This is a genomic window from Xenorhabdus miraniensis (assembly GCF_002632615.1).
Genome location: NZ_NITZ01000019.1, coordinates 18,216 through 31,162, shown reverse-complemented (window position 1 = coordinate 31,162; position 12,947 = coordinate 18,216). Strand labels below are relative to the sequence as shown.

The following is a 12,947-nucleotide window of genomic DNA, read 5'->3' as shown; positions in this document are numbered from 1 at the left end:
GTTTAAAATATATCAATCCTCAAAACTCAGTGAAATATTGCCTCACAATTTCCCTGCCAATTTCTATCGACGCCGTAGCCGCTGGAGAGGGAGCATTGCATACATGCAGTGAACGGCGACCTTTTACAAAGTGAAAATCATCCACCAATTTGCCATCGTCGGTGAGTGCCTGAGCGCGGACGCCGGCAGGTCCCGGTTTGATATCTTCTGGCTGCAAATCAGGAATAAGCTGACGGGCATTCTCAGTGAAAAGACGGCGTGAAAATGAACGCTGCATTTCTGCCACACCTTCGCAAAAATAGCGCGTAGCAATCTTCCAAAATCCTTTGTATGTCAGCACTTCTGCTAAATCCCGTGGGTTGAAGTCTGTTTTATGATATCCCTCGCGTTTAAATGCCAGTACCGCATTCGGGCCGACATCCCGCTTGCCATTGTGCATCCGTGTAAAATGAACGCCGAGAAAAGGAAAATCAGGATTGGGCACCGGGTAAATCAGATGGTTAACCAGATAATTTTTACTGCTATTCAGTACATAATATTCGCCCCGAAATGGAACGATCTTCATGCCGGTTTCATAACCTGCCAACCGGGTAATTCTGTCACTGTGCAATCCGGCGCAATTCACCAGCCATTTGGCTTGATAACAAGTTTTCTGAGTTTGTACTTCAACATAATCCCGGTGTTCACAAATACCTTGAACCTGTTGTTGATAATGAATATCTCCACCTTTGGCCTGAATAATTTCAGCCAGTTTTGCGGCAACTTCCGGGTAATTTACAATACCTGCATCCGGCACCAGAATTGCCTCAAGGCCATTCACATAAGGCTCGCGTTCTTTCAATTGAGCTTGTGAAAGGCGTTTGACCTCAAGGCCATTCTGTACTCCCCGTTGATAGATATTCTCCAGCAAAGGCAGCTCTTTGAGTTGGGTTGCAACAATTACTTTACCGCAACGGTCGTAATATAACCCGTGTTGCTGGCAAAACTGATATATCGTGCGGTTTCCCAGTTTTGCCAGCCGTGCTTTTAAACTGCCGGGGGGGTAGTAAATGCCAGAGTGAACAACGTTGCTGTTATGGCCGCTTTGATGCGCTGCCACCCCATTTTCTTTATCCAACACGAGCAAGCGCAGGTGCGGATGACGTTCTTGCAGGGCATTGGCAGTGCCAAGCCCGACTAATCCTGCTCCAATGATAATCACGTCATACATTTTTAGAATGTTCCTCATGATTTTTATTTTTCAAGTGTCCCCATTTATTGCGTAAAAAATGCGTGGTTCCTGCGGTGATAATCAATACTATTCCAGCCAGATCAGTCAGCATTCCCGGTTTGATTAAAAGAATCGCGGCGATCGCGAAGAGAATCCTTTCTGACCAATGGGTGTTGCCCATCCAGAAATTTGCGCAGGCAATGGAAAGTGAATAGATGCCAATCAGGGCAGTCAGAATCATATAACTGATGGACAGGGCGTTTAAATGGTCGCCCTGCATCAATAATGCTGGGTTGTACACTAAAATAAATGGAATGATAAAGCCCGGCAAAGCCAGCCGTACCGCGTTCCATGAAGTCTGCATTGGATCGGCACGAGCAATGCTGGCTGCTGTGTAACTGGCAAGTGCCACAGGGGGTGTAATATTGGAAAGCGCGCCAAACCAGAAAACAAAGAAGTGAGCCGCCAATGGTAAAACACCGGCTTTGATTAATATAGGTGACACTGTCACGGCAACGACGATATATAAGGCAGTTGAAGGTAATCCCATACTGAGGACAATACAAACCGCCATTACAACAAGCAAAATCATCCACAGGGTATTATTGGTGAGTGAAACAATATTGAAGGCAAGAGTAGAGCCAATGCCCGTCATGGTGACAACACAGATAATTACGCCAATAGCAGCACAGGCAACGGTAACTTGAATAGCCCCGCGAGCAGCCTCATTCAGGGCAGCGGCAATTTTTTTTGGTGTCATGCGTACAGAAGTATCTGGTGTTATCCAGCTTGCGATGATAATCGTGATGATGCCGAGGAAACCGGCATAAATCGGGGTTTTTCCGGTTAATAGCGTCCCGATCACAATAAATAGTGGTAATAATAACAAACCACGCGCTTTCAGTACGGCTTTAACTTGGGGAATATTATCCTTACTGAGGCCTTTTAATCCTTGTTTCTTGGCCTCCAGATCAATAGCGATAATCAGGGCTGCGTAATAGAGCAGAGACGGAATAATGGCTGCAATCACAATAGTGGTGTAGGAGATACCCAGAAAACCCGCCATAATAAATGCGGCTGCGCCCATAATAGGCGGCATGATCATGCCTCCCGTTGATGCCGCAGCTTCGACCGCACCGGCAAAACGGGGAGATAGGCCGATGTTCTTCATCAGAGGAATAGTAAAGGTGCCGGTTGTAGCAACGTTGGCAACAGCACTGCCACTGAGTGAACCTGTCAGGGCAGAAGAGATAACAGCAACCTGCGCTGGCCCGCCCCGGCGACGTCCGGCTATTGATAGAGCAAGGTCATTGAACAAGGCAGTCGCACCACTGACACTTAAAAATGCGCCAAACAGAATAAAGGTGATGATTGCTGTTGATGCGGTAGATAACGTAATACCAAAAATGCCTTCACTGGTCATGAATAAGCGGAACAGCAGACGTTCAAGCGAAAACCCGGCATGCCCGAAGATCCCCATGAAATATTGGCCGAATAGGGCATAGATAATGGCAAAAAGAGATAAACCCGGTATGAAATAGCCTGTAGTGCGCCTTGCTGCTTCAAACAGCACCCCAATACCGATAACGGACATGACATAATCTGTGGTGTTGGGAATACTGTTACGCACAACATGCAAATCAGTGTAAGTAAAATAAAAATATCCATAACTTATCAGTGTAAGCAGAATAAAAAAGTAATCCCAATAATTGAATTTAGAAGTTGAATAACGTTTAGAAATTGGAAACAGAATAAAGCCTAAAATCAGAATGCCACTAAGGAAAGTTGCATTGCGGTAAAATTCTTGCGTATTGGATAACGCATTGGAATAAATAGAGTAAAGAGAAAGAGTGACAGCAAGTATGGTTGTGAACTTCAAATAGACACCCATTAAATGGCGGTTGCCGGAACCGCTTTCTTTATCCAGCTCAGCAGCAGAAGATGACGTTACATTGTCAGTATTCATAGTAACTCCATAATAATATGGTCAATAGCATCCCGGTGAAAATCGGAGTGAAAATTATGGTTGATTGATCGCAGATTTAAGTTCTGGAGGCACAAGATAATCAGGGATATTCAGACCTATTTCGCGATAATATTGATAGGCACCAAGATGTAATGGAACAGAAACACCTTTGAGGGCGTTTTCGGGCAGAATGTATTTCGCAGCGCTGTGGATTTGGTGAACTTCTTTCTGGTTTGCAAACATCGCTTTTGTTAATTCATAAATGGTTTTTTCATCTATTTTGCGTGTTGTCATCAGAATATTGGGTTGAGCGATTGTTTGAACGGGCTGTTTTTGGCGAGGATAAGTTTCTGGCTTGATGATAAAACGAAACCACGAGTTAGCGATGGCGTTAATCTTCTCCAGTTGTTCATTTGTCACATGGAGGATACGGGCAGGAACCCCGCTGGCATACATATCTGTGATAGCCGATGCCGGCACACCGGCAGGCAAGGCCCCGCCATCAAGACGTCCATCCCGCATGGCAGAAACGGTATCGCCATAGCCAAGATATTCCGGTTGGATATCCTGCTTGCTTAGATTGATGCCTTTGAGAATAATCAGTGTAGATTGTTCAGTGCCACTGGCTTGGGGCCCGACAGAAAAACGGGTTCCGGCAATATCATTCAGTGTTCCATCCTTGATCTTATTGTCTAATAAAACAAAATGTTCAACATTTGGCCAGAGCACGGCTATGGAACGCAGGTCTTGATAAGGACGATTTTCGAAATGACGGACACCCTGATAGGCTTCAACAGCGATCAAACTCTGTAAAATAGCGAGTTGTGCTTCATCTTTCTGGAGCAGGTCAATATTTTCAATCGAACCGGCTGAAGATTGCCCCGTGACCTGAATATTTTCCTGTTTCAGATGGTTACTCCATACATTGGCTAACCCGACACCTATCGGGTAATAAGTTCCACCCGTGGAAGCGGTAGCTACGGAGAGAAAACGTTTATTGGCATTTTCTATCTTCCCTGCAATGGCTATGAAGACCAAAATGATGGCGGCAATTATTGCCAACAGAAGTTTGAGTTTTTTCGACGTTCTCTTTTGCATAACTTAATTACCAAATGTTGTGTAACAAGTGTTTAATGGTTTGTTAAATTGTATACAGTATGGCACGTTAAAATCAGAGTTTAATATTGCTAATTTGTGATAGGTGTTTTGAAAATATCAAAACAAAAGATGTGTAATGGCATATGGATTTTGTGTAAGGAAAGTACGGAATAATCTTTTAACGGATCACTAATGCCGATAGGTTGCCTGAGTTAATTTGTTATTGATTCTTGAGGAGATAGTATAATGACGACTACACATGATGATATTAACTATTATGATATTCAAACCCGTTATGCTGGTATATCGGTCATAGATACTGGCGGTAATGGTTTACCCGTTCTTCTGATACATGGCAATTCAAGTTGTAAAGAAATATTCCGTCATCAAATTAACTATCTAAAAGGGAACTCTCTAAAAGGGAAATACCGAGTTTTGGCGTTAGATTTGCCTGGACATGGTGCATCATCAAATGCCAGCGAACCACGTCAAGCGTATTCAATGCCGAGTTATGCCCGTACTATTATTGAAGTATTGGAAAAGTTAGGAATTAACAGAGTTGTGGTTTTTGGCTGGTCATTGGGAGGGCATATTGGCTTGGAAATGTTGGCTCTGTTTCCCAAAATGATTGGGTTAATGATTTGTGGTACTCCACCGGTAGCGATTGGTGCAGATAACGTGGCCCTTGGTTTTAAACCCAGCGAACATATGGGGCTTGCTGGCAAAGCTGATTTTACTGAAGAAGATATTAAGCATTTTGCATACGAAACTTGTGGGGTCAATGCACCTCATGAACCTTTCCTTATTGAAGCGGTAGCAAGAACAGATGGATTGACACGACAATATATGTTTGAAGCCTTTCTTTCATCTCAAGCGACTGATCAAAAACTATTGGCTGAGACCAGTGAAATACCGTTAGCGATTGTTAATGGTGCTGGTGATCCATTTATTAACATTGACTATATTAATGGGTTGAATTACCGAAATCTCTGGAAAAATCAGGTATTCAATTTAGCGAGTGTTGACCATGCCCCATTCTGGGAAGTTCCAGACGAATTTAATCCGATTTTGGCTGAGTTTCTCAATGATTTTCAATGAATTTAATGGCTGTCCATTCTACTAATGTGCCCATTTTTTATTTTCATAAGACAATATTAAGGATACCCTTTTTGTTAAGAAAGGGTATCCTTATCTTCTTATTCATATTGTATCAGTTATTTTTAAATGACAGTTTATTTCCCTGTATTAACTTCCTGAATAATGGAGTTTATTAGGCATATATTTAGGGCCTAATTATATACATCCTTGTCTCACTACACTCCAAACACCACGGTCAGGAATTTTTTCACATACTTTTACGCAAACCTCTTTTACAACATTTGTAAAGATATTACAAGCAAGCGCATTTGCGTTGGTAGTAACAGTGACTCCGATAATTAATGAAAGTATACAAGCAGCTAGTTTTCTATTCATGATTTAATTCCTCAGTAAGAATATAAGTATTTACATGATAAAGATTTGTACTAATGCTAAAAGTAATCTATCTTTCACAATTGAGTGGAACATTGTTTATATTTAACAACATGCCACAGCAATAACGCATTGATCTCTTACACTGTATATTCAAGTTGAGATTTGTTGAGTATATGTTTCAGTTCATTGAGATGTTAGCTAATAACCAATATTGATAAGCTTATGCAGCTTAAATATTTTGGATATCGTGTTTTTCATTTGTTATTTCCGATGGTATATATTTAATTTTACCTTGACTACAGGTTTATTTATCCTATTTATATTTCATTGAAAATAACAGCAACGCTCCTTGTAATCATTTAAATTTATTGATTTTTTTATAAAAATAATGGGTTGTTGCATTTATTAAGGTGTCGGTGTGATTACATCATAAATTCCAGAAGCCTATACTCTAACTGTTCTATAAAATACCAAAATAGGTAAACCGCGATCCATTCGGGCAATTATCATCGGAGGGCGGAATATTTCGGTATCACACGGTACAGTAAGGCGGGTATGTGTTTTGTCACCGACTAAAAAGGAAGAGGGCATGAACGAAAATAAAAGCCGTCGTGAATTTTTAAGCCAGAGCGGTAAAATAGTCACCACTTGTGCGTTGTTGGGCGCAGCCAGCCCTGTCGCGTATGCTGTTCAGTCAGTTACAGTAGACTGTGAAATGGACAATTCCATGCAGTCAACTGATAAGCATTACTATTTAGATAATGTTTTGCTGGAATCGGGGTTTGCATTTGAGGGACAAACGGTAGTCGGTACCCTGACTGAGCTGAAAACTCTGGAAATCAATAATGGTAAAATTGTTACGTTGTGCGGAAATAAACAGTACCTGGACAGCCCATTACCACGTTACGATGCAGGTGGTAAATTGATACTCCCGGCAATGCGGGATATGCACATTCATCTGGATAAAACCTATTATGGTGGCTTGTGGCGTGCACTTAACCGACCGGCTGGCACCACAATTCAGGACATGATCAAACTTGAACAGAAAATATTACCGGAACTGCAACCATACACTCAGGAGCGTGCGGAAAAACTGATTGACCTTATTCAGTCGAAAGGCTCCACCATTGCCCGCAGTCACTGCAATATTGAACCAACTTCTGGACTGAAAAATCTCGAAAACCTGCAAAAAGTACTGGCACGTCGTCAAGCGGGTTTTAGTTGTGAGATTGTGGCTTTTCCGCAGCATGGCCTTCTGCTTTCTGAATCAGCATCGTTGATGCGTGAAGCGATGCAGGCGGGGGCACACTATGTGGGTGGTCTTGATCCCACCAGCGTTGACGGCATGATGGAAAAGTCCCTTGATACTATGTTCCAGATTGCGCTGGACTATGGCAAAGGTGTGGACATTCATCTACACGAAACCGATCTGGCAGGCGTAGCGGCGATTAATTACATGATAGAAGCCGTTGAAAAAACGCCGCAGTTAAAAGGCAAACTGACCATCAGCCATGCCTTTGCATTGGCAACGCTGAACGAACAACAAGTGGATGAAATAGCTACCCGCATGGCAGCGCAGCAGATAACTATTGCGTCGACTGTGCCTATCGGTACGCTGCATATGCCGCTCAAACAGTTACGCGACAAAGGCGTATTCGTGATGACCGGCACCGATAGCGTCATTGACCACTGGTCACCATATGGTTTGGGTGACATGCTGGAAAAAGCCAACCTGTATGCACAGCTCTATATTCATCCGAACGAGCAGGCGTTATCTCGTGCACTGGGGATTGCCACTGGCGATGTTCTGCCGCTCAATGATAAAGGCGAGCGAGTATGGCCTAAAGTGCAGGATGATGCCAGCTTTGTGCTGGTGGATGCCTCCTGTTCTGCTGAGGCAGTAGCGCGTATTTCGCCGCGAACCGCGACATTCCATAAGGGAAAAATGGCGTGGGGAAGTGTGAGGAAGGTGATATAAAGTGTAAGGAAAGTGATATAAAAGGCTTTTCATATCAATTCAATGTCATTGTCGGGTAACATACTAGAAATTTAATATGTTACCCGAATAATACTTAGAACCTATCCCATTACTTTCTTAATATGACAAAATCTATGATGTACTTTTTTAAGAAGAATGATTAATTGATTAATTCAATCGCATTCAGGTTATTATTATTGGTTAAATTCTTCCCATTGAAGAATCGGATAAGAAGATCGGCCAGCACATCCGGGCGTTCTACCATGATGAGATTTTTGATAATCTTAGTTAGCGTTTTATGAAAACAGGTAGTTTTTGATGAATAAATAGACAGAAAGTGGACATTAGATCATTTCTAACAATAAAAAATAACATATAGAAATTATTATTTAATAATATCAATAGGATAATTAGATAGTGATTGAACTTTTAGGAGGCTTGTGAGGTGGTATTTGTCGATGTTACAAAACGGATTTTACTGCGCAGTGACGCTTACTATATGGTTGGAAATATCTATCTGATACGATAAAGAAGACATTAAACGGTTTTTTGGACAAACTGCTTGAAATTGCTTAGTAAAAAAAACCGCTACTGCATATTCTTTCCGTAGAAATGAATACGAAAATGGCGGTTTTCAAATTCAGATTATGCTGTTCAGGCTTTAGGGCATCTAAAACAAATCAGACGTTAAATAAGAAATTCATCACATCGCCATCTTTAACGATGTAATCTTTCCCTTCTGCCCGCATTTTACCGGCTTCTTTCGCGCCTTGTTCGCCTTTGTAAGTAATGAAATCTTCAAACGCGATCGTTTGGGCACGGATAAAGCCTTTTTCGAAATCGGTGTGGATTTTACCCGCAGCCTGTGGAGCTGTCGCGCCGACTGGAATAGTCCAGGCACGAACTTCTTTTACGCCAGCAGTAAAGTAAGTTTGCAGATTCAGCAGTTGATATCCCGCACGAATAACACGGTTCAACCCCGGTTCTTCCAGACCCAGTTCAGCCATGAATTCTTCGCGGTCGGCGTCTTCCAGTTCTGCGATATCCGCTTCAATGGCCGCACAAACAGGAACCACCGCTGAACCTTCAGCTTCCGCAATAGCACGGACGGTGTCAAGGTATGGGTTATTCTCAAAACCATCTTCATTGACGTTGGCAATGTACATAGTTGGTTTCAGCGTCAGGAAGCTCAGATAACGAATAGCGGTTTTTTCTTCCACGCTTAAGTCTAAAGAGCGCAGCATGCCGGCTTGTTCAAGGTGAGGAAGACATTTTTCCAAAACTTCCAGCTCTGCTTTGGCATCTTTATCGCCACCTTTGGCTTTCTTCTGTACACGTTGGATAGCGCGTTCGCAAGTATCCAGATCTGACAGCGCCAGCTCAGTATTGATAACGTCAATATCAGCGGCAGGATCAACCTGACCAGCAACGTGAATGATGTTGTCGTTTTCAAAACAGCGTACAACATGGCCGATAGCTTCTGTTTCACGGATGTTGGTCAGGAATTGGTTACCCAGACCTTCGCCTTTTGAAGCACCTTTTACCAGACCCGCAATATCCACGAATTCCATCGTGGTTGGCAGTATGCGCTGTGGTTTGACGATCTCAGCCAGTTGGTCGAGACGTGGGTCTGGCATCGGCACAACACCTGTGTTTGGCTCGATAGTGCAGAACGGGAAGTTTGCTGCTTCGATACCTGCTTTGGTCAGCGCATTGAATAATGTAGATTTCCCAACGTTAGGCAGGCCAACGATACCGCATTTGAATCCCATAAATTTATCACCTTAGATCACTTATAAACCAACGAGCATATGCTTGTCGGTGAGTTATACAAAATTGGCGCCATTATACACGCAATAGTCGGCTGCGCCACGCACTCTCAGCTAGGCGCTGGCTTTAAAGGCATGCAGACGGTTAATCGCTTTGGGCATACCATCTTTGATGAGGATATCGGTGCAGCGCAGTGCTTCATCAATCGCATCGTCAATCAGCTTTTGCTCGCTGGCAGGCGGCTTGCCAAGTACGAAACCCACAACTTTGTTTTTATCCCCCGGATGGCCGATACCAACACGCAGTCGATGAAAGTTAGGGTTATTACCGAACTTGTTTTGGATGTCTTTCAACCCATTATGGCCGCCATTGCTGCCACCTAATTTCATTTTTACTACACCGGGGGGGAGATCCAACTCATCATGAGCCACCAGAATTTCATCTGGTTGAATGCGATAGAAACCGGCAAGGGCAAGGACAGATTTGCCACTGAGGTTCATGAAAGTCGTGGGCACCAGCAGGCGGATATCTTGTCCGTTGATGTTGATGCGGGCTGTATAGCCAAAAAATTTACTCTCTTCTTTCAGAGACTGGTTATGGCGTTGTGCTAACAAATCGACAAACCATGCTCCGGCATTATGCCTGGTCTGTGCATATTCAGCACCGGGGTTTGCCAGGCCAACGATTAATTTTATGTTACTCACAGTTTAGATTCGCTTATTGGCAATAAAACAAAAAAGAGGATTAGTTTACCCATCTCAAGGCTTGAGTACAAAATTCATTAATAGTGTTCTTAATAAATATTATTTCAATGAAATGTAAAAGGTTAGGTCTAAATTTGTACGGCTTGTGATCAAGGCCGCAATAACCTTTTAATCTACAAGGCTATAATTAATACAAAAGAAGATATCTACTTTCGTGCTTTTTAGTTCGTTGTTTTTACGCATTGGCGTTCACAAAAAGTATTGGAGGTTGGTTATGAGGCGTAAAAAGGCTTTTGTTTTTGGCAATATTCTCATGGGACTGGGAATGTCGGCAATGCTAATCAGTTTAACTTATGTATTGTTCAGTCATATTTTCAGTTTTGGGCAATCTGAATTACTGTCAGGCATTGCATTAATGGGATTATTTGTTGGCGCATTTATTTGGTTGGCAGGTGCCAATATTGGCGGTCGGGAACAGGTTACCGACAAATATTGGTGGCTGAAGAATTATGATGGGCGTTATCGTCGTAAAAAGTACAGACATCCGTGATTGTTTCAAATGTTGAACTCTAATGAGTTTGGATAAGGCGGAACTTTGTTACCGCCTTATCCTGTCTGTGGGATTTCCTTTCGCATTTTTTCTGGGTTTATCCTGTATTTCACATCTTAGAAGCTGATATTAAAACCGAGACTGAAATCATAGTTATGATTCGATGAGCTATTACTTTTTTCATGTGATACGGCTGCGAATGCACGAAAGTTATCAGTCAGGTTGGCATTAACCCCGATTGTGTATTGAAAACGGTTTCTATCTTGTTGTTCTCCCCGTTGAATGAAAGTTCTTTTAGCTGAATTAATTGCGCTGCGGAGTGTATAGCGTTCATTGTCGAATTGGTGCTTGTACAGGATAGAAGCGTAAGGATTGAAACGACCTAATTGCGTATCTACCCGCCAGCCAATAGAGCCAACTTTAGATGTGTAGTGCTGACTTCCAAAATGCATAGAGGTACTGTTGTTATCAGATTCACGATAGCCATCAATACTTCCTTTATCCCAACTATATTGGATGATTGGGCTGGTGGTCAGATAATCAGTGACAGGGATATTCCAGCCTGCGGTGATCCGCCAACCCCATTGCTTGCCGGTGGTTGAGCCTGATTCCCTGCGTATGGCCTGACCAAGTTGGATAGAACGTGACAGGTTATCGTAATTGGCGCGCGAATAATGGACATCGCCGCTTAACCAACCGTTGTCGTTGTAGTTCCATAGTGTATAAGCTGTTACGACATGACCCGTAGCTGCATAATTGAAATCCGGGGTTAAATCTTGTTCATCACGATAATGTGAAAGGGTTGCTCCTAATAGTAGATTATCTGTTAGTTGGTAATCGCTGCCTAATATGAGCGTGGTATTGTTATTGCCTGTATAACCACCGAATACACCAACTTTACCTTGGGCGTTATGGCTATTGCGAAGTTGTTGCAGATGCCCATCAAGTGAGTTTAAGGCGTTTGTAACGGGGATGCGGTTGGTATAATTCAGCTTCATCACTTGTAGCGGAGCGTCATGGATTGACATAATGTACTGACCGACGACATGGTGTACATAAGGTGTCGGGTGGAAACCATCAGAAAACAAGTATGACTGGCTTTTATCAAACTCGGGGTCAGAAGAAGAACAAGACATAGCCAATTTGCCTTGTGGGCAAGCATAACCAAGGGTATTATCAATGCCATAAATAGTTGGGTTTTCAATCACTTCTCGTAAGAGGAGATTGGTATCAGCAAGGAGGATATTGCCATTACCGAGCTGAGCTTCCTCTTTCTGGTTGTATTCAGCAGACAATTGGGAAGCAATTTTGCTGTTTTGATCATAGGCATCAATCAGTTGTTGATAGATTTCTTGTGCTTTTTTTGGATCTTGGGGAGATGCACCTTCGGCAATCTTTTTAAAAACACCCTCAATAACCTGACGCCGGACAGCGGCATTCGGTGTAGGGTATTTATTGAGAGCCTCATGGGTTTGTTTCAGAATCTGGGAAATTTTTTCATCAGGGATTTTGCTTTTTTTCAAGGCTCCCTGTAGTACTGCCTCCATAATTTTGGGGCTTGTACCAATATCAGGAACATTCGGTACAATAATCAAATCAGCTCCGGCCTTAGTGAGTTGATTGATCTGTGATGCTGCGGAGGCGGAGCTGTTATTGATAATTTTTTGTGCTGTTTTTTTATCGCCTTTTGCTATAAATTCCAAAGCCTCAGCGATATTATTTCCCCCTACCCAATGTATATATAGAGCATCAGGACTTGCTCGCCCAGAGTGTGTTTTCAAGTAATTATCGACCTGTTTTTTTGTCGTATTCCCCAAAATGCTACACAATCCTTTTAATGCGCCATTGGCAGTTGCACAACCTTGTGCATAATTAGTTCCACCATTTCTGGATGGGGTTAGTTTTTTTCCGGTGAGTTTACGTGTTATATATTCATCATAGAGTTCTGACTTTTCTCCATCCGTTGTAAATCTTCCTACATTACCGCCATCACTTAGACTATCGCCAAAAACATAAACATTGTCATAAGCATGGGCATGTGTAATGAAATTAAATAAAAATGCTGTCGTGGTCGATATTAAAAAAAATGCTTTTTTCATCCTCGTTCTCCAGAAAGAATGGTTCACTATTTATTATCTTTTTCACTATTTATTATCTTTGGTTGAGATTTGACTGATTTTTTGATGATTTCAGGGCAG

The 12,947-nt window shown here is 42.5% G+C and carries 10 protein-coding genes; 3 read left to right on the top strand and 7 right to left on the bottom strand.

The window, feature by feature from the left end:
• Positions 1-19: 19 nt before the first annotated feature.
• From lhgO to Xmir_RS16335, 3 genes are read right to left on the bottom strand one after another with little or no spacing between them, the layout of a single operon-like run.
• The gene (lhgO, locus tag Xmir_RS16345) at positions 20-1,210 is read right to left on the bottom strand and encodes an L-2-hydroxyglutarate oxidase (protein WP_099115251.1); all 1,191 of its coding nucleotides are present in this window, start codon (positions 1,208-1,210) and stop codon (positions 20-22) included.
• Positions 1,203-3,176 (bottom strand): TRAP transporter permease, encoded by a 1,974-nt coding sequence (locus Xmir_RS16340; protein WP_099115250.1) that lies wholly within the window; start codon positions 3,174-3,176, stop codon positions 1,203-1,205. The genes lhgO and Xmir_RS16340 overlap by 8 nt, the downstream gene beginning before the upstream one ends.
• Positions 3,177-3,230: 54 nt before the next feature.
• On the bottom strand, positions 3,231-4,274 hold the full coding sequence (locus tag Xmir_RS16335) for a TAXI family TRAP transporter solute-binding subunit (protein WP_099115248.1): 1,044 nt from the start codon (positions 4,272-4,274) through the stop codon (positions 3,231-3,233).
• 246 nt (positions 4,275-4,520) lie between these two features.
• Between Xmir_RS16335 and Xmir_RS16330 the strand changes: the two genes are divergently transcribed.
• Complete coding sequence (locus Xmir_RS16330; RefSeq protein WP_099115246.1) at positions 4,521-5,372, top strand: alpha/beta fold hydrolase; 852 nt, start codon at positions 4,521-4,523, stop codon at positions 5,370-5,372.
• A gap of 195 nt (positions 5,373-5,567) precedes the next feature.
• Here Xmir_RS16330 and Xmir_RS16325 read toward each other — a convergent pair whose 3' ends face one another.
• Entirely contained in the window at positions 5,568-5,747 is a 180-nt protein-coding gene (locus Xmir_RS16325; protein WP_099115245.1) for a hypothetical protein, read from the bottom strand.
• A gap of 589 nt (positions 5,748-6,336) precedes the next feature.
• Between Xmir_RS16325 and Xmir_RS16320 the strand changes: the two genes are divergently transcribed.
• The gene (locus Xmir_RS16320) at positions 6,337-7,725 is read left to right on the top strand and encodes an amidohydrolase family protein (RefSeq protein ID WP_099115243.1); all 1,389 of its coding nucleotides are present in this window, start codon (positions 6,337-6,339) and stop codon (positions 7,723-7,725) included.
• A 680-nt stretch (positions 7,726-8,405) separates the two neighbouring features.
• Here the strand turns inward: Xmir_RS16320 and ychF are convergent.
• Positions 8,406-9,497: a redox-regulated ATPase YchF gene (gene ychF, locus Xmir_RS16315; RefSeq protein WP_099115242.1), complete on the bottom strand. Its 1,092-nt coding sequence runs from the start codon at positions 9,495-9,497 to the stop codon at positions 8,406-8,408.
• A 111-nt stretch (positions 9,498-9,608) separates the two neighbouring features.
• Positions 9,609-10,199 carry an aminoacyl-tRNA hydrolase gene (pth, locus tag Xmir_RS16310; protein ID WP_099115241.1) on the bottom strand — a complete coding sequence of 197 codons (591 nt, stop codon included), beginning with the start codon at positions 10,197-10,199 and terminating at the stop codon, positions 9,609-9,611.
• Between the two features lie 274 nt (positions 10,200-10,473).
• Between pth and ychH the strand changes: the two genes are divergently transcribed.
• Positions 10,474-10,749, top strand: coding sequence for a stress-induced protein YchH (gene ychH, locus Xmir_RS16305; protein ID WP_099115240.1), 276 nt, complete (start codon positions 10,474-10,476; stop codon positions 10,747-10,749).
• A 116-nt stretch (positions 10,750-10,865) separates the two neighbouring features.
• Here ychH and Xmir_RS16300 read toward each other — a convergent pair whose 3' ends face one another.
• Positions 10,866-12,848, bottom strand: a complete 1,983-nt coding sequence (locus Xmir_RS16300; RefSeq protein ID WP_099115239.1) for an autotransporter outer membrane beta-barrel domain-containing protein — start codon at positions 12,846-12,848, stop codon at positions 10,866-10,868.
• Positions 12,849-12,947 lie beyond the last annotated feature (99 nt).

What these genes read in the sequence shown, in the direction of transcription:
- Xmir_RS16330 (WP_099115246.1), top strand. Translation starts at nt 4,521, where the DNA reads ATGACGACTACACATGATGATATTAACTATTATGATATTCAAACCCGT.
- Xmir_RS16325 (WP_099115245.1), bottom strand. Translation starts at nt 5,747, where the DNA reads ATGAATAGAAAACTAGCTGCTTGTATACTTTCATTAATTATCGGAGTC.
- ychH (WP_099115240.1), top strand. Translation starts at nt 10,474, where the DNA reads ATGAGGCGTAAAAAGGCTTTTGTTTTTGGCAATATTCTCATGGGACTG.
- Xmir_RS16320 (WP_099115243.1), top strand. Translation starts at nt 6,337, where the DNA reads ATGAACGAAAATAAAAGCCGTCGTGAATTTTTAAGCCAGAGCGGTAAA.
- Xmir_RS16340 (WP_099115250.1), bottom strand. Translation starts at nt 3,176, where the DNA reads ATGAATACTGACAATGTAACGTCATCTTCTGCTGCTGAGCTGGATAAA.
- Xmir_RS16335 (WP_099115248.1), bottom strand. Translation starts at nt 4,274, where the DNA reads ATGCAAAAGAGAACGTCGAAAAAACTCAAACTTCTGTTGGCAATAATT.
- lhgO (WP_099115251.1), bottom strand. Translation starts at nt 1,210, where the DNA reads ATGTATGACGTGATTATCATTGGAGCAGGATTAGTCGGGCTTGGCACT.
- Xmir_RS16300 (WP_099115239.1), bottom strand. Translation starts at nt 12,848, where the DNA reads ATGAAAAAAGCATTTTTTTTAATATCGACCACGACAGCATTTTTATTT.
- ychF (WP_099115242.1), bottom strand. Translation starts at nt 9,497, where the DNA reads ATGGGATTCAAATGCGGTATCGTTGGCCTGCCTAACGTTGGGAAATCT.